This window comes from Vibrio aerogenes, assembly GCF_024346755.1.
Classification (GTDB): Bacteria; Pseudomonadota; Gammaproteobacteria; order Enterobacterales; family Vibrionaceae; genus Vibrio; species Vibrio aerogenes.
In genome coordinates this window covers 682,002-704,046 of sequence record NZ_AP024862.1, presented here as the reverse complement: position 1 = coordinate 704,046, position 22,045 = coordinate 682,002, and the positions used below count along the sequence as shown (strand labels likewise).

Annotated in this window: 19 protein-coding genes; 6 read left to right on the top strand and 13 right to left on the bottom strand. The window is 45.7% G+C overall.

From position 1 onward, the window contains the following. Window positions 1–282 (top strand): addiction module antidote protein, encoded by a 282-nt coding sequence (locus OCV29_RS20740; protein WP_073602020.1) that lies wholly within the window; start codon window positions 1–3, stop codon window positions 280–282. A gap of 26 nt (window positions 283–308) precedes the next feature. Here the strand turns inward: OCV29_RS20740 and OCV29_RS20735 are convergent, their stop codons facing one another. Both OCV29_RS20735 and OCV29_RS20730 read right to left on the bottom strand, forming a co-directional pair. After that, on the bottom strand, window positions 309–638 hold the full coding sequence (locus OCV29_RS20735) for a low molecular weight protein tyrosine phosphatase family protein (protein WP_073602019.1): 330 nt from the start codon (window positions 636–638) through the stop codon (window positions 309–311). A 43-nt stretch (window positions 639–681) separates the two neighbouring features. Beyond that, window positions 682–1,611 (bottom strand): alpha/beta hydrolase, encoded by a 930-nt coding sequence (locus OCV29_RS20730; RefSeq protein ID WP_073602018.1) that lies wholly within the window; start codon window positions 1,609–1,611, stop codon window positions 682–684. 295 nt (window positions 1,612–1,906) lie between these two features. Between OCV29_RS20730 and OCV29_RS20725 the strand changes: the two genes are divergently transcribed. Continuing rightward, window positions 1,907–3,424, top strand: coding sequence for a DEAD/DEAH box helicase (locus OCV29_RS20725; RefSeq protein ID WP_073602017.1), 1,518 nt, complete (start codon window positions 1,907–1,909; stop codon window positions 3,422–3,424). A gap of 115 nt (window positions 3,425–3,539) precedes the next feature. Here the strand turns inward: OCV29_RS20725 and OCV29_RS20720 are convergent, their stop codons facing one another. Together OCV29_RS20720 and OCV29_RS20715 are read right to left on the bottom strand one after the other, a co-directional pair. Further along, a complete protein-coding gene (locus tag OCV29_RS20720; protein ID WP_073602016.1) occupies window positions 3,540–4,181 on the bottom strand; it encodes a glutathione S-transferase family protein in 642 nt (213 codons plus the stop codon). A 3-nt stretch (window positions 4,182–4,184) separates the two neighbouring features. Further along, window positions 4,185–4,916, bottom strand: a complete 732-nt coding sequence (locus OCV29_RS20715; protein WP_073602015.1) for an SDR family oxidoreductase — start codon at window positions 4,914–4,916, stop codon at window positions 4,185–4,187. Window positions 4,917–5,098: 182 nt separating this feature from the next. On the opposite strand from OCV29_RS20715, the gene OCV29_RS20710 reads away from it, so the two are divergent. Further along, window positions 5,099–7,018: a sensor domain-containing diguanylate cyclase gene (locus OCV29_RS20710; protein ID WP_073602014.1), complete on the top strand. Its 1,920-nt coding sequence runs from the start codon at window positions 5,099–5,101 to the stop codon at window positions 7,016–7,018. Between the two features lie 166 nt (window positions 7,019–7,184). Here the strand turns inward: OCV29_RS20710 and OCV29_RS20705 are convergent, their stop codons facing one another. The 8 genes from OCV29_RS20705 to malE all read right to left on the bottom strand — a co-directional run bounded on the left by OCV29_RS20705 (window position 7,185) and on the right by malE (window position 14,616). Next, window positions 7,185–7,691: a GNAT family N-acetyltransferase gene (locus tag OCV29_RS20705; RefSeq protein ID WP_073602013.1), complete on the bottom strand. Its 507-nt coding sequence runs from the start codon at window positions 7,689–7,691 to the stop codon at window positions 7,185–7,187. A gap of 14 nt (window positions 7,692–7,705) precedes the next feature. Beyond that, the gene (locus OCV29_RS20700; RefSeq protein WP_073602031.1) at window positions 7,706–8,197 is read right to left on the bottom strand and encodes a GNAT family N-acetyltransferase; all 492 of its coding nucleotides are present in this window, start codon (window positions 8,195–8,197) and stop codon (window positions 7,706–7,708) included. A 154-nt stretch (window positions 8,198–8,351) separates the two neighbouring features. Further along, a complete protein-coding gene (locus OCV29_RS20695) occupies window positions 8,352–8,801 on the bottom strand; it encodes a hypothetical protein (RefSeq protein WP_073602012.1) in 450 nt (149 codons plus the stop codon). Window positions 8,802–9,014: 213 nt separating this feature from the next. Further along, a complete protein-coding gene (locus OCV29_RS20690; RefSeq protein WP_073602011.1) occupies window positions 9,015–9,788 on the bottom strand; it encodes a DNA/RNA non-specific endonuclease in 774 nt (257 codons plus the stop codon). Window positions 9,789–10,037: 249 nt separating this feature from the next. Then, window positions 10,038–10,484 (bottom strand): hypothetical protein, encoded by a 447-nt coding sequence (locus OCV29_RS20685; protein ID WP_073602010.1) that lies wholly within the window; start codon window positions 10,482–10,484, stop codon window positions 10,038–10,040. A gap of 212 nt (window positions 10,485–10,696) precedes the next feature. Continuing rightward, a complete protein-coding gene (gene malG, locus OCV29_RS20680) occupies window positions 10,697–11,587 on the bottom strand; it encodes a maltose ABC transporter permease MalG (protein WP_073602009.1) in 891 nt (296 codons plus the stop codon). 13 nt (window positions 11,588–11,600) lie between these two features. Continuing rightward, on the bottom strand, window positions 11,601–13,175 hold the full coding sequence (gene malF, locus OCV29_RS20675) for a maltose ABC transporter permease MalF (RefSeq protein WP_073602008.1): 1,575 nt from the start codon (window positions 13,173–13,175) through the stop codon (window positions 11,601–11,603). Between the two features lie 247 nt (window positions 13,176–13,422). Continuing rightward, a complete protein-coding gene (malE, locus tag OCV29_RS20670) occupies window positions 13,423–14,616 on the bottom strand; it encodes a maltose/maltodextrin ABC transporter substrate-binding protein MalE (RefSeq protein ID WP_073602007.1) in 1,194 nt (397 codons plus the stop codon). 797 nt (window positions 14,617–15,413) lie between these two features. Between malE and malK the strand changes: the two genes are divergently transcribed. The 3 genes from malK (at window position 15,414) to OCV29_RS20655 (ending at window position 19,443) form a co-directional block, all read left to right on the top strand. Next, window positions 15,414–16,550 carry a maltose/maltodextrin ABC transporter ATP-binding protein MalK gene (gene malK, locus OCV29_RS20665; RefSeq protein ID WP_073602006.1) on the top strand — a complete coding sequence of 379 codons (1,137 nt, stop codon included), beginning with the start codon at window positions 15,414–15,416 and terminating at the stop codon, window positions 16,548–16,550. A gap of 270 nt (window positions 16,551–16,820) precedes the next feature. Beyond that, window positions 16,821–18,113, top strand: a complete 1,293-nt coding sequence (locus OCV29_RS20660) for a hypothetical protein (RefSeq protein WP_073602005.1) — start codon at window positions 16,821–16,823, stop codon at window positions 18,111–18,113. Between the two features lie 370 nt (window positions 18,114–18,483). Next, window positions 18,484–19,443: a transposase gene (locus tag OCV29_RS20655; protein ID WP_073602004.1), complete on the top strand. Its 960-nt coding sequence runs from the start codon at window positions 18,484–18,486 to the stop codon at window positions 19,441–19,443. Between the two features lie 240 nt (window positions 19,444–19,683). On the opposite strand, the gene malQ is transcribed toward OCV29_RS20655, so the two are convergent. Further along, on the bottom strand, window positions 19,684–21,858 hold the full coding sequence (gene malQ / locus OCV29_RS20650; protein WP_073602003.1) for a 4-alpha-glucanotransferase: 2,175 nt from the start codon (window positions 21,856–21,858) through the stop codon (window positions 19,684–19,686). Between the last annotated feature and the right edge of the window lie 187 nt (window positions 21,859–22,045).

The window sequence follows — 22,045 nt, the reverse complement described above, 5'->3', positions numbered from 1 at the left end:
ATGGGCGAAAAAACCTACCCTTATAATCCATTTGATTTCATGGAAACTCAGGAAGAAATTAACAGCTTCCTGTGTGATTGCTTTTATAATGAAGATTCACGGGTTTTTATTGAAGCGCTCGGTTATCTGGTAAAAAAACGGGGCATGACTCATGTTGCCAAAGCCGCCGGCCTTAACAGGGAGAACCTCTACCGTTCATTGAACGGCAAAACGCAGCCCCGCTGGGACACCATACACAGGGTCATGCATGTTTTAAATCTGAACATCGTCTCTTCCCGATAGGCACTTAATTCCGATAAATCAGATCGTTACGACAACCCCAGATAATCTCCAACGGTTTGCCGCATAATTTCTACCAACTCACGATCCATATACTGATAATCATCCGGGATATCTAAGACCTGAATGTCTTTGTACTGAAGCAATCGGGTAAATGACGCTTTCAGCCTGTTTTTATGTTTTTCTTCCATCACAAAGATCACATCGGCCCATTGAATATCTTTGGCACTGACCGTTCTTTTCGCTTTCGGGCTGGTTCCGGCAGAGCGGACCTCAAGCCCCGGATGGTTTTTCCACACCTGTTCACCGGTCGGACTGCGCCACTGATTTCTGCTGCATATAAAAAGAATGTTGGTCACATCATTACCTTAAATAGTTGGAGTCACATCATGGGGCTGTGAGCTAAAATGCTTCTTTCACCGCTTGTGCAATATAGTGAATGCATGAAACCGCAGACTGGCTGACGCCAGCTAACTGAAAGAATCCATGGATCACACCTGCATAATGCTTATGCTGAACGGTTACACCTTGTGTCCGGAGACGTTCATACAGCGTAAAACCCTCATCTTTCAGCGGATCAAATTCAGCCGTAATAATCCATGTTTGAGGCAATCCGGACAAATCTGCCGCCTGTAATGGATGTAACTCCGGATTACTGCACACAGATTCAACGGTTTGATTGGCTGTATACATCGCAAAACCCGAAAGGAGTGCCTGCGCCGTAATCATATAATCTTGTCCGTTCATCTGATAACTGTGTGATGAACCAAACGGATCGAGCATTGGATAAATCAAAATCTGTCCGGAGGGCAACCCTTGCTGCCTTTGCTTCAAACGTAGTGAAGTCACCAGCGCCAGCTGCGCTCCGGCACTGTCACCGATAAAAAACATCCGCTGCGAATCCACTCCCAAGCGCACTGCTGAATCTTGGATGCCAAGTACAGCCTGATAAACATCATCATGGGCTGCCGGATAAACATGTTCAGGCGCTAAACGATACCTGATACAAATGACCATGCATTCCGACAACTGCGCCAGCTGTCTTAACTGGGGTGTGTGAGTCTCAAAGCCACCACTCACAAAACAACCGCCATGAAAATAGACAATCACGGGTAAATCATGCCGCACCACGGGTTTAAACACTTTTAACTGAATGCCATTCAATTCACAGATAAACTCTTCTGCCATGTCCGGGCTCTGGCCTGCCAGTGAAGTACTGGCAACATACCCTTCCCTGCGTTGCTGAATCGTTTGTTTTGAAGAACAGGGTTTTCCGGATGCGATAAATTCCTGAACTAATTCTCTGATACCCGGTTCGATTTGCTCATACATGGGTGAGTGCTCCACTAATTATACCAAATGACCTGGACACAATATCTTCAGGTTGTGTGGGTGTACAATACCGGAGGATTATAAATGAGTCTCATATTACTGTATATAAACACAGGAAAGAAAATGTCTGTCCCGGAAACTCATTAAACCCGCTAAACCGCCTTCTGAGGTCTGTTCGGTTATAAAATCTCAATTATCAGTTGCAGCCAGCGCCTGAAAGCCTCAGAATATTGCACCTTTCGCCACCATGAAACCGGGGCGAATTTTCTTTTCCATCAACTATTGAGAATCAACTATGGGTTTTACCTCGTTAGGTCTGTCTGCACCAATCCTTCGCGCCATACAGGAAATCGGCTACGACACACCTTCACCTGTTCAGGCGCAAGCCATTCCGGCCGTACTGAAAGGTCACGATGTGATGGCTGCTGCACAAACCGGCACGGGTAAAACCGCAGGCTTTACACTCCCTATACTGGAACGCCTGACTCACGGAGCCCGGGTTCGCAGCAACCACGTCCGGGCACTGATACTGACACCAACCCGCGAGCTGGCTGCACAAATTCAGGATAATATTGAGACTTACAGCCGTCATTTATCACTCAGCAGCACCGTGGTGTTTGGTGGCGTCAAAATCAATCCACAGATGCAGCGTCTGACAAAAGGTGCCGATATTCTGGTCGCGACACCGGGACGGTTGCTGGATTTACATCAGCAGAATGCGGTGAAGTTCGCACAACTGGAAGTTCTGGTTCTGGATGAAGCAGACCGGATGCTGGATATGGGCTTTTTGCGTGATGTCCGTAAAATTCTGAAAGTTCTCCCGGCAAAACGTCAGAACCTGCTGTTCTCCGCCACATTTTCTCAGGAAATTCGTGACTTAGCGAAGGGACTGGTCAATAACCCGGTTGAAATTTCGGTTAACCCGGCAAATTCTACCGCCCGGACTGTTGAACAGTGTATTTATCCGGCGGACGTCAAGAAAAAACCGCCCATGCTGGCGAAACTGATCAAAGAAGGAAACTGGCAACAGGTGCTGGTATTTACCCGGACCAAGCATGGAGCCAACCGCCTGGCTGCGTTTTTGACCAATGAGAAACTGGCAGCAGCGGCTATTCACGGGAACAAAAGTCAGGGCGCGCGGACAAAAGCACTGGCTGATTTTAAATCCGGTCAGCTGCGTGTACTGGTTGCCACAGATATTGCAGCCCGCGGGATCGATATTCCGCAACTACCTCAGGTCGTGAACTTTGAACTGCCGAAAGTGCCGCAGGATTATGTCCACCGGATCGGCCGGACAGGGCGGGCCGGAGAAACAGGGAAAGCAATTTCACTGGTTTCAGCCATTGAAGCGCCGGATCTGTTTGCGATCGAACGCCTGACACAACAATTGCTGCCACGCCTGGCACTCAATGGTTACCAGCCAACCAATCCACTGCCGGAATCAAAGCTGGACACGCGCCCGATCAAGCCGAAAAAGCCCAAAAAGCCGAAGAAAGTAAAAACAACTGAAGGCCGGAAACCGGATACCGCCGGGCAAGCGTCTTCAGCTTCATCTCAAAAACCAAAACGCCGTCAACCCCGCCGGTCAGATGGAACAACGGCAACAGCCAGATCTGGCCAACCCAGCTCTAATCAACATCAGGGAATGCACCAGGGAAAGACATCCGGCGAAGGCCGTTCAAAGCAGAGGAAACCTTCGGGCAAGAAGCCCCTGAATCAGCAAACACACCCTTCAGATGCCGCAGGAAAAACCAAGCCAGCCGGACAGCGCCGCAGAACACGTCGGCCATCAGGTGCAGCGAAGACACAATAAGAATCTGCCGATTCCCCTGATACAGGAAATGTCATCTTGTATCAGGTCAAGCAACAATATCCAGCAAGGTGCCATCAAGGCACCTTGATGATTCCCCCGCACAATCAGGCTCAGTTCAGAAATCTTCCCGGCCTTTCAGCTCCGTAAAATCACTCATAATCCACCGCTGATAGCCGGAACGTTGTTTTAACTGCTCATACCAGCGTGCCACATGTTCTGGTAATGGCACCTCCAGCCCCTGAGATGTCAACCGGTAAAGGATTGCACCGGTGCTGATATCCCCGAGACTGATTGTTTTACCTGCAATAAATTCGTTTTCAGCCAGTGCCCGATCCAACTGCGCCAGACAACGCATACAGCGCGCCAATGCCTCATCAACGGCCGCCATGTCTCTTTTCTCTGCCGGCTTCCGGTAATATCCCCAAAACATATCCATGAATGCCTGTTGAAAAGTCAGGTGTCCCCAGTCCATCCAGCGTTCAGAGAGCGAACGCTCGTAAGCACATTTTGAATACCATGCTTCACCACCAAATTCAGCGGCAAGATACCTGAGAATGGTATGGGATTCCCACACGACATGGTCGCCATCGATCAGAACCGGTACTTTCTGCATCGGATTCATCCGGATAAATTCCACAGTGTCCAGCCCCCCGAACCTGCCCCCACATTCAATATGCTCATAGCACAGGTTGAGTTCTTCCAACAGCCACAGTACTTTCTGTACATTAAATGACGTTTTTCTGCCGTATAACTTCATTTTTTATTTACCTCCGGCTAAATCTACTGACGATCCGGTCACATAAGAAGCCTTTTCAGACAATAGCCATACAATCGCTTCAGCAACTTCTTCGGGTTCCCCGCCGCGTTGCATTGGAATTTGTGGCGATAAACGGGCCACCCGACCCGGCTCTCCGCCATCAGCATGCATGTCAGTGTGGATAAATCCCGGACGCACAGTATTCACCCGGATTCCCTTTGAGGCGACTTCCAGTGAAAGACCTTTGGTCAGCGAATCCATGGCGCCCTTTGAGGCGGCATAATCGACATATTCAAATGGTGCGCCTGTTCTTGCAGCAGCAGAAGACACATTCACAATGGCGCCTGCCTGCGAAATCCGCTGCACAAACTCCCGGCAACATAAAAAGCAACTGGTCACATTTGTCAGTAAAACCTGATTGAAACGGGCAAGGCTCATCTCCGCCAGCAATGTTTGTTCAAACAGAATACCAGCGTTATTCACCAGATGCGTCACCGGCCCGAGTACCTGCTCAGCAGCATCAAATAAAGCCATGACCTCATTTTCATCCGACACATCCCCCTGACAGGCAAAGGCAGTTCCTCCTTCAGCCTGAATATCAGCGACCACGGCCTCCGCACTGATTTTGTCTGATCGATAATTCACACACACGGCATATCCTTCTTTTCCGAGCAGCCGCGATGTTGCCGCGCCAATTCCCCTGCCACCACCAGTAACAATGACTGTTTTCTTCATGAGCTATTTCCGTGATCCGAACAATCTGAAGATGAAGATTTATCACTGATTACAGGATGAATCAAATGGAATGAAAATTATTGTTGCCTGAACCGGTTGAGGCTATTTGGGTATAAATATTTGAATATAATGAATTCTTGTCTTAGGCTCATAAGAGTGTTTATGAAACTGGATCATTGAACATGATGTCCCCGACATTCTTAAAGAGCTACAGAAAGTACATTTCCTACTTTCTGTTATTTGGCTTGGTCATTGCTGTGGTTTCTTCTTTTGCCAGTTATTTTTACTTCTATAATTTTTCAGAAAAATTAGTCGAACAAAGAATTAAATTTCAGTTTGAGCGGGCAGAAAGTGCCTCACGCTTTTTTATAGAAGATACCAAAAGAAAAATCAGCTCTCTCTCTGAAAGTCAGGTTGCTGAACAATATGCAACATCACCAATCAATCAGTATTTACTCAAGCTGGAAGATTCGATGCTCAATATTGTTCGCTCAAGCTCGAACATTTATCAACTCAGATATCTGGATGAATATGGCGATGAAATTGTAAAAATTGAAAAAATCCAGCGGCTTGATGCTGAAGTGAGCATAAAGAAAACCGAAACCCGGGACCTGCAAAATAAATATAAACGTTACTACTTTCAAAAGACGAAAGGGATGCACCGCGGTGATTATTACATTTCACACTTAGATCTTAACAACGAAAACGGCAGAATTGAGGTTCCTTATAAACCAACACTCAGAGTTTCCACCCCGGTATTTGACACGAAAAAAAATACGTTCAAAGGCATCGTGATTGCAAATATGGATGCCTCCTATATGCTCAGGATTCTGACCAAATCAAGTGAACTTGATCTTTATCTGGCTGATAAAGAAGGGTTCATTTTAAGTGCATCCGAACCAGATTTAAACTGGTCAAGATATACCAGGTCAGGATACACCATCCGCAGTGAATTGGGACAGAAGTATGAACATATCCGGCAAAATGGCGATCCAAGCATACAAATGTTTGATATGTCTGGCATTTTTAACAATGGAGAAGGATTAAAGCTGGTTGCAAAACCTTCTGAGAAACTCTACAGCACGTTGGCCCGGGATGCGATTCAGTCCAGCTTTTTTACCTTATTGGTTGTCATGCTGGTTGCGATTCCGTTAGGTGCATATATTTCTTATACACCGTCGAAAAATGCTTTTGAACTACAGCGCATCACCAAAACCAATCAGCTTTATGCCAATATCATCGACCAGCATGTCCCGATTGTTGATACAGATCTGGAAGGCTATATTACCCGGTGTAATGATGCGATTTGTACACTGAGTGGCTACAAAAGAAGAGAACTCATCGGAAAACATTCATCCATATTCCAGACTGATGAAGCCCAGCCAAAAGATTTTTCAGTGATGTGGCGGGAATTAAATGACGGCCGGAGCTGGAAAGGAGAGTTTCACAACAAATCCAAATCCGGTCAAAGCTTCTGGGTCAGCAGTTATATCATTCCCAAATATAATGATGACGGCGAAAAAATTGGATATATCTCTGTTTCAACTGATATTACAGACAAAAAGAATCTGGAACGCTACTCAGAAAAAGATACCCTGACCGGCCTGTTTAACCGGTCAAAAATCAACCGGATTCTGGACATCGAGCAACAAAGAACACAAAGATACAGTATTCCTTTCACTCTGCTCCTGATTGACGTCGACCACTTTAAAGCAATCAATGATAACTACGGGCACCTGATTGGCGATGAAGTGTTAAAAGAAGTCTCAAACCTGTTCAGGTTTAATATCCGGCAAACTGACTATGTCGGCAGATGGGGCGGAGAAGAGTTTATTGTTGTCTGTCCCCAAACTGAAATTGAAGAAGGGAAGTACGTTGCAGAAAAGCTCTGCACTCTCATTGCTCAATTCGATTTTGAAAAAGTGGGGCAAGTGACTGTGAGCATCGGCGTATCCGTTTTCGAGTCAGGTTCGGGACTATCTCAGGTGCTTGATTCTGCCGACCAAAACCTTTACGAAGCCAAAGAAAGCGGCCGCAACCGGGTTGTCAGTGATGTGGATAAATATAAAGTACTTCACTTTCCCGGCCATGACCAAACATGAATACAAATGCCTGAATTCAGCACGGCACCGGAAAAGCCATCGACCTGTATACAAACGATTGACAGGACTAAACTAAACTATTTACACTATAAATCGATACAATCATGTGACAACGTCACTAAAATCAAGAGAGATTAACCGCTTACCCTTGTCTTTCTCATCACGGTTAAGCATCATCGTGCTCTGCTGTTTTATCGTTTTTTTCTTCGCATACATTCCACAGCATCACTGTTGTAGACATCACACCATGATTTGTCCGGTGCAGAGCATGAAAACCGTATTTACGGTACAACCCGATATAGTCATCTTCACACTGAAGATAAAGTTTTGTCAGCCCGAGTTGTCTCGCATGTTTTTTTGCCGTTTCCAGTAAGTGCCCTGCGACCCCTTTCCCCCTGAATTCCGGAGAAACATATACACCACCAATCCAGTGTTCATAATCCGGATGATTGGCATTCTCACGATATTTCAGTTCAATGGCCCCGATGGGTTTGTCTTGCTGATGAATCACAAATATCAGTGGAATATCATTTCGGCTCTGCGCTTTTCTCAAGACATTTTCTTTCACTGTTCCTATCGTGATTTCAGGGACTAAATATCCCCATTGCTCAAAATACCAGTGCGCGATTTGTTCAGCATACTGCGGATAATCCGCTAAAAATGAAACTTCCATGATTTTTCCTGTATTCACCGATAAGATTCTGTCAGCCACTTTTCCATCCGGACTAAGTCCCATAGTTCGCCCCCATAAGATCGGGTCCCTTTCTCAACCGCTGTAATCTGAAAGCCAAGTGATTCATAACAACGCCGGGCAACCTGATTATGGCCAAACACAGCCAGACTTAACAACAGACAATCAAAGTCTGTCTTCGCTCTGTCAGCCAGGAGCAACAGCATCGGCTTTGACAATCCCTGTCCCCGAAAATCATCAGCAATAAATACCCGGCAGATTCGGTAATGCCGGGGAGCAATCTGATACAGCTCAACAAAACCAGCACGTTGTTCATTGACCCGAAACAGAAAAGGAAAGACTTCCCGTTGCCGGCAATGACGTACGATCTGACGCCGGGTCAACGGATATTTATATGACGGCCCACCCCACAGATAATTCAGTTCAGGTGAATCGATCCAACCAATCAATTGATCATAATCATCTTCGGTAAATGTTGCTAATGTCAGTGAATTTGGCACCATGATCTTCCCTGCTTCTTTTGGCTTTCCGGCGGGACTGCACATTTCAATTATACCTGAACATCCCCGATATGCATCGTTCAGGATATTTTATGCGGTAACCCATCTTTTATACAGTCCCGGGAAGACTTGGTACGATAGTTTACCGGGCCTTACAGGTCACATTCGATTCATTACAGTAAAAATCATCAATACCAGCTTGCTGACACTGATTGACCACATCGAAGATCGCGGCAGATTTGTTCAGCGATGTCGCCATAAATTTCTGTTTTTCAAATGTAGGAGAGAGAAAACAAGCCCATGCATGAACACCGCTGTGAGATTGACTGCTGCTGCCCTGAGCCGTCTGATATTCGAGCCTTGCCAGTTTGCTCTCCAGTGAATAGACCTGGTTTTTCAGGCTCATGATCTGCCCGGTCAGATTCTTTTCCATCGTATTGAGTTTCGCCAGCAACGCAGATTCCTGTATACATTGTTCAGACTGAGACACCGGCTGGGATTTCTGTGTGGTTGCCAACGCACTGCCTGCTGTCAGGCTGCATGAGATGGCCACCATCAGTAAAGCAATATGGGAAGGTCGAAAATGATACATAGTAAAATCCTGTGTCTTTAGAAAATAGATACCTGAAATATATCATATACCTGATAGTTATTATTCAATGAAACACATCTGCAATATAAATAATATGGCATGGCGCAATCAAACGATTGTAAATAATACAGGCTGATCACATCTTTATCACGACAAAGGAAGAAAGGGAACAAGCCCCCTGAGATACAGGAGGCTGGCAAGTATCAGATTTTTTCAGGAACAGCCCAGCTCTGCTATCAAGCCGCCCAGAGTGCCCTCTGTTTCAGGCTCATCAATCACAGAAAGTCCGGGCATGAAATCAATACCGGATCTTTGTTCTGCTTCATTCACGGTAACTTCAGTATCACAGTAGTCATCATAGCGACCAGCAGTTTGCTCCATAATAAACGCAGAAGCTTTCACTGTACTCCCGCTTTTTTCAGCAATCACCTTAAAATAGCCACTTGGAATCGTATGAGTTTTATCGGTATTTGGCAAAGAAGCAAAATAGCTCTCATATAATGGCCCGGAGACAACATACACATCATGGCCTGATTTCACATATTGCCGAACGGCATTTTCAAGTTTATTCCACGGCCCCTGATTTAACGCTGAAGACTGCGGTGTAATATTCGACAGGAAGTTCAGCTGAGCCCAATCCGGTGTATTACTGAATGACGCCAGTGGAACCTGATGTCCGCGATCGGTATGAATCGTCGCATATGCATTTTTATAGTCAGATGGCTCCAGCGTATTGCCATCAGCTAATGAAGGATCTGTTTTCCAGTTACGTTTCCGGGTTGGCCCACTGATGGTCTTGGTGGTGACATGATATGCGACCCAATCGGCAAATTTAGTCGTTGCATTATTCTTCAGTGTATAAACCGATCGGGTAATTGTTTTTCCGTTATTGACCCCGGCCGGACACTCCATTAAACAATTATCAGCATAGGCTGCGGCACTGACCATGCTGCAGGCAATTGCCAGGTGACGTTGCAAGTTTCTCATTATTTTTTCCCTGAATTCGGTCAATTCCGGTGCTTCAAACCGGACTGATCGTCAATGTGTTTGCATAAGAAACTTGTCACATTAATGTTACATTTTTACTACGGTTAACCTTAAATTTACACACCTTAACAAAACTGAAATGTTTGAGTAAATTTTCACCACCTCAGCGGTATAAAAAAACCGGGACTGAAGTACCCGGCATATCATGATTTATTTTAATTCAGCGTTATTCGCCTTGTGTTATTTATTCTACGTCTCAGACTTCCTTATCTTTGCTTCTTGAATCTCCTTAACCAATGATTCAAATTTATCAAACACGGCCTTGTCTTGAGAGTCACCTGCAAATGAATCCCCACTGATATTCTCTTTCTCAGCTATTAATTCAAGAAAGTCGATCACCGTTCCCAACTGACTACCGTAGCTGGCAACTTCCTGAACAATATCAGCTTCCAGATCGGCTTTTCCTTTCATTTCTTTGGTCAGACTAATCAATGAAAAACTCCACGGGTTAATCGTCTGCTGAAGAAATTTCGGGCAAAGATTAATCAGCTCCTGAAATGGCTCAACTCCCCAGAACATGTCCTGATAATTTCTGGTAATCTTTTTCTGATACACAGATATTTCCGACAAAACTTTGAATTGATCCCGCAAATGATTCAAGTATTGCAATGATGATTCTTCATCTGTTTCGGTCATAACCAGCCTCTTTTTAGTGGAATACTTCAGTTTTGTTAAGTATCAGACAATATGAGCAAAGTTGAGTAATGAAGAAGCAGTTCTGTGATGAATGATCAGAAAATATCATTGAAAAATGAGTGAGTTATAAAGACAGTTATGATTTAAAAATGGTCAAATGAAGTCTCAGCCAAAGCCGGGCAAAGATAGCCCGGCACCGTCATGTTCAACACTTATCCTTTGACACCGCCTGCGGTCAGGCCACCAACCAGCCATCGCTGAGCCAACAGAAAAACAACCGTGATCGGCACCGCTGAAAGCACAGCTGCGGCTGCAAAGTCCCCCCACAAATAGTTTTGCGGATAAAGATACTGTTGCATCCCAACGGCCAGCGTATATTTATTAATATCAGATAACAGCAGTGAGGCGACCGGTACTTCGCCAACAACCATAATAAATGACAAAATAAACACGACGGCAAGAATGGGGACAGACAAGGGCAGCAGGACCAGACGAAATGCCTGCCATGGTGTCGCACCGTCCAGAGCCGCCGCCTCTTCCAGTGAATGATCGATTGTCTCGAAATATCCTTTGATCGTCCAGACATGCAAGGCAATCCCGCCCAGGTAGGAGAAAATCAGCCCGCCGTGGGTATTCAGGCCTAAAAACGGAATATACTGACCGAGCTTATCAAATAAAGTATATAAAGCGACCAGCGCCAGTACTGCCGGAAACATCTGAAATATCATCATCGCTTTGAGAATGAGACTCTTACCACCAAATTTCATCCGGGCAAATGCATATGCGGAAGTTGTTGATAATACAACGATAAACACCGATGAAATTCCGGCAATTTTCACCGAGTTCCATAGCCAGAGCAACACAGGAAAAGGTGGGGGTGTCACCGAACCATCCGCATTGGTCACTGAAAAACCAAGGGCCAGTTTCCAGTGCTCCAGCGAAGGGTTTTCCGGAATCAGACTACCGGTTGCGAAATTCCCTTCCCGGAAAGAAATCGCCACAATCATCAGCAGCGGAAAAATGATCATTGACAGAAAAACCCACAGTGCAATATGAGTTGCCCAGATCCGGTATTTCTGATTTTTACCTTGTACCATTGCCATCATCAGCTCCTCATTAGTCCTGTTCCAAACGGGTAAAACGCAGATTAAACAGTGCCAGTGCACCCACGAGTAAGAAGATCAGGGTTGCAATGGCACTCGCCAGCCCGAAGTCCCTGCCACCACTACCTTCAAATGCAATCCGGTAGGTATAACTGACTAACAGATCTGTATAGCCAGCCGGCTCACTCGTACCGATCATATTCGGACCACCGGAAGTCAGCAGATAAATCATCACAAAGTTATTGAAGTTAAATGCAAAACTGGCAATCAAAAGTGGCGTCAGGGGTTTAATCATGAGTGGGACGGTAATTTTCATAAAATTATAGAAAGGCCCGGCGCCATCAATCGCAGAGGCCTCATATAAATCATCCGGAATCGCTTTGAGTAAACCCATGCACAAAATCATCATATATGGAAAACCCAGCCAGGTATTGACGATAATCACCATAGACCGCGCCAGAAACGGATCAGAAAACCACGCAGGACTGAGGCCAAACAACGCTTTAAGCACCAGATTGATTTCACCGAAACTCTGGTTAAATAACCCTTTGAAGATAAGAATTGAAATAAATGCCGGCACCGCATAAGGCAGGATGAGCAACACGCGGTACACTGCACGCCCCTTTAAAGCTTCCCACTGCACCAAACTCGCCAAAATCAGGCCGATTGCCAGTGTCAACACAACGGTTGCAACTGAGAAGACCACCGTCCAGATAAAAATACTGACAAAGGGTTCTTTGATGCCTTCATCCTGCCAGACCCGTTGAAAATTTGCCGTGCCTGTCCTGACAATAAAACCAGGAGAAACGGGCTGTCCTGTAAAAGCCCCTGCTTCATCGACCGGCTGATAAAACCCTGTCGACATATTGGGTTTGAGGTCTTGTCCTGTCTGATGATTATGAAGTGTCTGTCCCTTATCGATCCGGCTGTATAAAGGTGAAATCGCTGCAAATTTCCTTAGGCCATTCATTCTGACTAGCGCACCGTCCGGCATCTGCAATGTCGTCTGTCCTAATTGCTTGCGGTGTTGAATCACAGTTTTCAGTTTGACTTTCTTCAGTCCGGCTAAGGAAGCATCAGATACAGATAAACTCATCCGCTCACGAGATAGTTTATGAAAATCAAAAGGGGCGGTCGTCAACTGCTTGCCACCAGCGTTGATGATAATCCGGTATCCTTCCTCCCCCTGATAAAGCGTGAAGGGGAAGTTTTTCCCGCTCCGAAACGTTTGAGCAAGCAAGACAGATTGCGCACGTTCCAGTGATAACTGATTTTTAGCGCTGTAATTGGTAAATGACAATCCGACGGTATAAAGCAACGGAAATAAAATAAACAAAATCATGCCGGCAATACCCGGATAAATATAGCGATGCGCATATGTTTTCCGGCTGCCGAATATATAGATCGCCAGCGCGGTTAATACGATGGTTAACATCGCAAACGCCAGTTCTCCACGGGAAAACATCAAAATACTCGCATAACCATTGCATATACCGATGATGAGTAACACTCCCCATTTGAGAAGCATTTTTTTGCCGGAAAGTATGTTCATAGAAGCATGAACCCCGGACCCCTGAACTAACTGCATAAAAAATCCCGCCAACGAATGATATAAAACCGAGTCATCTCAGTGTAAAAAGAGAAGTTTGTGAAAATATCGACTGTAAAGTCAGTTTGGAAAAAGCCGGTGAAAACTCATATTCAGCACAATATACGGCGCTGTCTGTCGTGCCTGTCCTTTAAAATAGTGCCTGTCCTTTAAAATATATCCTTTAAAACAGACAGATCCGTAACGACTGAACGGTCAGGATTCGAAAATCCTGACATCTGCCTGATTATCTGGTCATTTGTTTTCTGGCATCAGACAACGCAGCATCTACCGGCTGACGACCATCTGCTATATTGATGATCGCATTTTTAACCGAACTCCAGAAAGCGCTCATCTGGGGAATGTTCGGCATAATTTCACCATTCATGGCATTCTCCATGGTCGCTGCAATCCGGGGATCTTTCGCCAATATTTTTTCAAATGACTTCAATGCAACTGCGCCAAGAGGTTTATCGTCATTGACCAGTTTTAACCCCTGATTCGTTAGCAGATAATTTTCAATAAATTCAACTGCTAAGTCTTTGTTTGGTGAAGCAGTACTGATACCGGCAGACAGTACACCGACAAAAGGTCTTGAAGGCTGACCATTAAATTTCGGTAACGTGGTGACGCCATAATTTATGCCGGATTTTTCAATGTTACCCCACGACCACGGCCCATTGATTGTCATCGCCGTGTGTCCTTTGTTAAATTCTGCTTCGGAAACCGAGTAATCCATATCCGGTGAAATAACCTTCTGATTGATCATACCTTTCAGAAATTTCATTGCCATCTTCACACCAATCAGATCAACGCCGACATCTTTCACATCATACCCACTGGCCGGATTGTATTTGAATGCATATCCGCCATCTGCGGCCATGAGCGGCCAGGTAAAATAGGGCTCTTTCAGGTTCCACATCATGGCTGATTTTCCCTGTTTTTTCAGCTTCGCATCAAGTGCTGCCACCTCTTCCCAATTCTTCGGTGGCACAGGAACAAGGTCTTTGTTGTAGATTAAAGAAAGTGACTCAACCGCAATCGGATAACCAATGTATTTTCCTTTATATTTCACCGCATCCCAGGCAAAACTGACCATGCCATCTTTAATCGCTTTGGAAGGATGAACTTCGGTCAAAAGTCCGGCTTCAGCATAACCACCAAACCGATCATGGGCCCAGAAAACAATATCCGGCCCGTCTCCGGTTGCCGCTGTTTGCGGAAACTTATCCTGCAAACCATCAGGATGGACGACTTTAACCGGAACCCCGGTATCTGCTTCAAATAATTTCCCGACACGTGCCAGACCATCATAACCTTTGTCGCCATTAATCCAGATGGTTAACTGACCTTCCTGAATGGCAGCATTCGTACTAAAAACACTCAATGATCCAAGCGCAGCTAAGGTGCAGACAGCAACAGTACTCAGAGCTTTTTTCATAATTTATATCCTTTTTTATAATAATGCCGGACAAACCGGAAGACGCATTACTCCGTTTATCCGGGAATCAGACGCAGGGTTATCCCAGACACAACGCCGGAAATCCAATTCATACATGGTGATTCAGACTGCTATCCACCAGAACAACAGGGCTTTCACCGGATAACATGCTGAAGCAACTCTGGTTGATCATGTAAGAATATTGTCATCAAATCATCATCCCGAAAGCTACGCCTTTCATTCCCCTGTATATTTTCGTGATCTGAATCAGACTGTCACCTCACAGACTTCACAGATAAACGGCTTAATTTAATCTTGATCACAATTTGTTTGCCTGTTTTTTTGAAGTTGATCAGAACATCTACTGCTCTCCTCCCTCCGGCTCCTCCTCCCCTGCTCCCCCTGAAATTTATTCGGTCAGGATGATGTGTCTGTCCTCTGAATCAAAGACACTGGAGCCCTCCAAGAGGAGTCTCTTTCAGCATACAAACGTATTGCTGTTTTATTACCGGATACAGCACGCCACTGATTTCGAAAGTCGTCATATTATGTCGTCGTATTTTGGGGGGACACTTTCTGACTGAAAGTATAAAAACGGGCTTTTTCGGGTGATAGCAGGTGGATGAGGTGTTTCTCTCCACCTTTTTTCTTATGATAACATACTGATTTAATACAAAATCAGAACTGACTGAAGTTGCAGCCAGGTTAGCTCCCGCGACATTCATCCCGGTAATCACTTCAGACAAAGCTGAAATCAAAATCAGAAGACATAACCAATTGATTCGAGGACTGGCAGCATGGCGAATGTCACGTTAAAAAATGTATGTAAAGCCTATGGTGATGTAATGATCTCCAGGGATGTGAATCTGGAAATCAAAGAAGGGGAATTTGTTGTCTTCGTCGGTCCTTCTGGCTGTGGCAAATCGACCTTACTCCGTTGCATTGCCGGCCTGGAGGATATTACATCCGGCGATCTTTATATCGGTGGTGAAAAAGTCAATGATATTGAACCTTCCAAACGAGGGGTTGGTATGGTGTTTCAGTCTTACGCGCTCTATCCACACCTGAACCTGTACGATAATATGTCCTTCGGACTGAAACTGGCCAAAGCAGATAAAAAAGAGATTGATAAGCGGGTCAATCACGCGGCTGAAATTCTCCAGCTCAGACATCTGCTTGACCGGCAACCCAAAGCACTCTCAGGCGGGCAACGCCAACGGGTCGCAATCGGCAGAACTCTGGTTTCTCAGCCCGAAGTTTTTCTGCTCGATGAACCGCTGTCTAATCTGGACGCAGCACTCAGAGTCAATATGCGCAGTGAAATCACCAAACTGCAGCGTCAGCTTGGCTGCACCATGATTTACGTCACTCACGATCAGGTTGAAGCCATGACGATGGCGGATAAAATCGTTGTGCTGGATACGGGTTCAGTTGCACAAACCGGACAACCACTGGAGCTCTATCATTACCCGAAAAACCGTTTTGTGGCCGGGTTTATCGGCTCACCCAAAATGAACTTCATCACTGTACAAATCGAATCAGTGGAAGCTGAACGGGTTATGGTTCAACTGGCAAATGGTGAATCATTCTGGATTCCCGTTGACGGCACCTCCGTTCAACCCGGAGAAAGAATGTCACTCGGCATCCGCCCTGAACATTTATTACATGCCGATAGCGCCAGCGCAACCATTGAAGGTTATGTTCAGATTGTTGAAAAACTCGGTAATGAAACACAGGTTTATCTGCATCTTGACAGTGCTGATGCCGATGTTATTTACCGGGCTCCAGACACTCTGCCTGTTGAAGCTGGAGAGACTTATACGATCGGGATTGAACCAAACCGTTGCCATTTGTTCCACAGTAATGGCAACGCATGCAGACGTTTATACCGTGAAAGCGGCGTCGATTTTGATGCCATCTCTTCCATCGCCTGAAATTTGTCTGGTCCATTGTTCAACAGCGGTCATTAGATCGCTGTTATTCTGAAGTAAAATCACAATCTTACAATCTTCCGTTTTGAACACGGCACGATTTCCCTTTTCTTTATGAATCAGAATGTTTATTCAATTATGATGAATATCTTGTAACTGTTTGAGTTGCATATTGGTTGAATCATGAGCTGCATCAGACCGTTTCCCTCCCCGGATACGCCAGCCATTGGTTCATCAAAAACAAATTAAAAATAAAGAATAAGAGATATCATCATGAAAAATCATTTAAGAACTGTTCTCAGTACGTTAGTCAGTGCTCCTTTTTTTATATCAGCGGCTTCCGTTGGTGCAGCAACAACACCGGACTGTGAATCTCTCAATACACGCTGGCATTCAACCGATGTGCAGGTTGCCGGCTATCCGGCACCAAATGATGAATATACGCCTGCGGTTGTGGCTCCGCTTGCAACCGGAAATACTATCCTGGCCTGGAAAAACCAGTACAGCGATGAAATCAGGCTAATGCAATTAAATTCTCAGGATCAAAAACTGAAAAGTCTTAGTCCGCTTCCCGGTCTGGAAGTCCATGATGCGATTGCAACCAATAATGGCATTGCACTGGCTGTCATGGCTAATGACCCGGATATTTATTCCTCAAAATACTGTAAAAGTTCTGCCACACCAGACAAAGCGGTCTGTGGAAAAATGGATGTCGTTTTGCTCGATGAAAGCGGGACGCAAACAGCAAGAACAACCTTAACGAAAAAGACCAATGTAGATGCCAACAATGCACACTTTATCTGGTGGTACGGACATACAGCAAGACTAGCCACAGACGGAGATAAAGTCGCAGCTTATTACCGCTCTGCACTGTCGGTTAACCGCCCGAATACACCGGGAGAAGTAGATATCCATGCAGGCGATACACTTAAGTTTGTTGATCTGACCAGTGGCAAGCTCCTGAGCGGTGGCTGGGATTGGGGATGCAGTCACAGCTGGTCCGTTCGTCTGGGATATAACGGAAATAACTGGGCAGCCGTCTGCCACGGCGATGCTTATCCGAACGCGATGCGCATAGCACGCATGACGAGTACGGCTCAGGCAGATTATTCAACCTGGCTTAATAACACGGACCCAAGCAAGCGTGCATTAGGCGGTATAGTGCCAACCGATGATGGGTTCTGGATGAACTATATCCAGACAGAAAACAACGCATTGGTACTGAAACTGGCAAAATTTCATGATAATTCTGATCAGCCAGAGCAAATTCAAACGGTCACTATTGCCACCGACCTGGACAGCGGTTATCCGTTCAGGGCTTATATGGCAAAACTCGGCGATGATCAGCTGCTGTTGGGATGGAAATCAGGCGGAAAATTAGTGATTGCGACTGCCGATGCGGCAACTGGCAGCATTCTTGAAGGACCGGTTCAAACCACACTGAGTATCGATAACTTTCAGGATATGAAAACCACCGGAAATGGCGATGTTATCTGGCCTTATACTTCAGGCAGAAATCAAACGATTCAAGTTAACCGGATTTCAGCCTGTCATGTGACAGAATAATGCTCCATCACGATTGTTCATTTTAATCAAAACCAGCCCGTATTTTTGAGCGGGCTGGTTTTTAACAGGGACAGGCACTTTAATTGAGTTTGGGGACAGTTTTTGAGGACAGTTTCAGGGACAGACGTTTTAATTACTGCCGGTTTGGTTTCATTCTAATAGCTGAGCAAAAACCATACATACATGCCTGAGTAGGGACATACACGATAAATCGGGAAACAAATTGCCTCACATCACAAATAGTCAGTCTGATATGACACTGGTTTTTCACTGACAGAATGACATCTCCCGCATTGTTTTCAATCCGGCTTTTCATTCTGATTCGTTTGCTGCAAGCTCTTTCTATTCATCCACAATTTCACCGGACCAGATGACCACAGCCCGCTCACAACTGATATCTCTCGATGTCACGCCTTATTATCACTGCGTGTCCCGCTGTGTCCGGCGTTCATTTCTATGTGGAGAAGATTCTGTCACTGGAAAATCTTATGAGCATCGCCGGGACTGGCTGGAAAGCCGGATTTTAAAACTGGCGACCATCTACTGCATCGATATTTGTGCCTATGCTGTGATGGCGAATCACTATCACTTAGTCGTACATGTGAACCGCTCAAAAGCGGAGTCTTTGAGTACATTTGAAGTGATCGAACGCTGGCAACAGGAGCATCATTTGCCCTGGTTAATCCAGCGGTTTATGAAACAACAGCTCACCTGCAAAGCAGAAATCAAACGCTGCCATCAAATCATTCAGCAATGGCGGGAAAGATTATATTCACTGAGCTGGATGATGAAGGAGCTGAATTTTAACATCGCATTACAAGCCAACCAGGAAGACGACTGCACCGGGCACTTCTGGGAAGGACGGTTCAAATCTTATGCGCTTTTAGATGAAGCAGCCTTACTCGCGGCGATGACATACACAGATCTCAATCCTGTCCGGGCAAAAATAGCTGAGACGCCGGAAACATCACAATACACATCACTAAAAAAGCGACTGGATGCTCTGGAAGAACATCAACCAACACCACACGGCTTGTATCCATTTATTGGCGATAGACACCCGGAGCAGCCAGCAGGTATCCCTTTCCGGCTCTCCGATTATATTGAATGGGTTGATTTCACCGGACGACAGCTCCGTCAAGACAAATGTGGGTATATCAGCCAAGATCAACCCGCCATTCTCACCCGTTTGTCACTCAGTCAAACCAAAGCGCTGAAACTCGTCACTCATCTTGAACGAAGAAGAAAGCGATGGATTGGCAGCCCCGGGCATCTGCTCCTTGCAAAACAACGCCTGAATAAAAAACGAATCGATGGGTTAACAGTATAACTCATTGACTTTAGTCGAATAAAACCCCAACTATCTTATCTTTCTCAGCATATTTATCCTGAATTGAGCCCCCAAATGATCAAATTTTGATGACTCTCAGATAAATCAGCTAAAAATCATCTCTGGCAGCTTCTGTTTGATTACAAACTTATAAGGTCTGTACCCATTTTAAATGGGTCTGTCCCCGCTAATCGGGGACTGTCCCTGGTTACACGCCGAGGACAATTCTCCACGCCAGTATCACCCTGCATTTTTTCTTACTTCCGTCAGCTTATGGGCTATCTCATTGACATCATGACGGGCAAATAAGTCATCCAAATTGACTGACAATTTACGCCGCCAGTTGGGATATTCATCCACAGTACCGGGAATATTGACTGGTTGATCCATCTCCAGCCAGTCTTCCAGCTGAACACTCAATAGTGCAGAAGCACCCGATGCCAGATGAATGTGCAACGCTTCGCTCAGAGCATGATCCATCGGGACGGTAGTTGCATCCATACCAACACCCTCCGGTAAATTACCATGCCAGTTCACACTGTTAAGAATCTCCTGTTTACAACGTAACCGGCTATCAAACAAGCCTTTCAACTGTTCTTCATCCGGATACAACCCAAGCTCCCGGCCGGTTTTTAAATCTTCACAATGCCAGAACCCGCGCAGTGTCGGCATGTCATGAGTACACAGTGTCGCCATCGACTGAGAGACATAGTGAGCCGGAGAATAATAGCCGCCATCTTTTGACGTTTCGAAGAAAAACACTTTGTACGAATGAATCCCGGCTTCAGCAAGGATATCGACAATTTCATCCGGCACTGTGCCTAAATCTTCACCAATTACGGCACACTGATGACGGTGCGATTCCAGAGCAAGAATCGACAACATGTCCTCGACCGGATAATACATATATGCGCCATCAGAGGCAGTTTTCCCTTTTGGAATCCACCACAAACGCAGTAATCCAAGCACATGGTCAATCCGCAACGCACCGCAATGTTTCATGTTGGCACGCAGCAAACGGATATACGCATCATAGGCTGTATTCAGTAATACCTCAGGGTTGAGCGGCGGGAGTCCCCAGTTTTGTCCGAGCGGCCCAAGCACGTCCGGTGGAGCACCAATACTGACATCCTGAACCAGACTACCATCATCAGCCCAGGTTTCAGAACCGGAATCAGCCACACCAACTGCCAGATCCCTGTACAGACCAATCGACATCCCCTTCTCTTTCGCCAACACCTGGGCTTCATTAATCTGACTGTCCGCAACCCACTGTAAATACATATACAGATGGACCAGATCCCGCTCTTCTTCAATAAATTCTTTCACGGCAGCACTGGTATAGTGGCGATATTGTTCAGGAAAAACCGGCCATCCCCATATTTCAGGGTTTTCCTGATGTAATTTGACGTGTAAAGCATCAAATGCAGCCTGATGAAGCAAACTATCCCCACCATCCTCTACAAACGCCAGAAATGCATCGGCCCGATCGGTACCCTCGCTAAGATGACGGGTTTTGAACTCTTCGTATAACAAAGGCAACACATTCATCTTCAAACTGGCGACTTCAGAGTAATTGACCCAATGCTCCGCCCTCACTTGCTGTAAACGGCGCTGAAAATCCGCATGACCAACCACTTGCTGCGCCTTCTCACTTAACACAAATTCAGGCACAGAGCTCACATCTATGTACAAAATATTCAGCCAGGAGCGGGAGGAAGGACTGTAAGGACTAGCCCCTTCAGGATTAGCCGGAAACAGAGAATGAATCGGATTCAGACCAATAAAATCCCCTCCCCGGGTAGCGATTTCAGCAACCAGTTGTTTGAGATCTCCAAAATCACCAATGCCCCAGTTATGACTGCTGCGCAATGTATACAGCTGCACACTCGGCCCCCACATTTTTTTATTTTTCCCCAGGTCATCCTGTTTATAACAGGATTGAGGCGTGACAATCAGCGTCATACTGTAGGGCGATTTTCGGCGCTTGCGGGTCACGGTCAGCTGGTGATATCCCCAGGATAACATCGGCAACTGAAAAACCAGCGGTCCGCCATCTTTTCTTTCATCCCGGATAATCTGAGACTGCAGATAACCTTCTAATATCTCTCCCTGCTCGGTTTCAACCCGCCAGCAAAACTCACTCTCTCTGGCACTCACACCAAGGTTCAGATCAATTTCTATCGGCTGATCATTACTCTTGATAACCTGAACCGGTGCCAGTACGTCTTTTCTCTGTTTCTTTTCCGCTGATTTCAGTAACTTCTCATCATTTGATGTATCGTAGCCCAAAGATGCCAGCAGAGAACGAATCGTCTCATCAGAAACACTGGCGTCTTCTCCCCACGCATTAATATAGTTATCAGAGATATTTGCTGCTTCAGCGACTTGCTTTAATGCTGATTTTTTTGTCATTTTTTTGCTCCGAAGATGTCATCACCCCCAGACAGGGATAAGATAAAAATCCACTCAAGCAGAGGACTGTCCTTTTCATCGTGCTTTTTCCTGACCGCTTTCTCAGGAAGTCCCTGAAAATACTGCCATCAAGCAAGCCGCGACGAAAACGGCAAACCACTGTTTGAATGATCCTCAGTTTTTATAT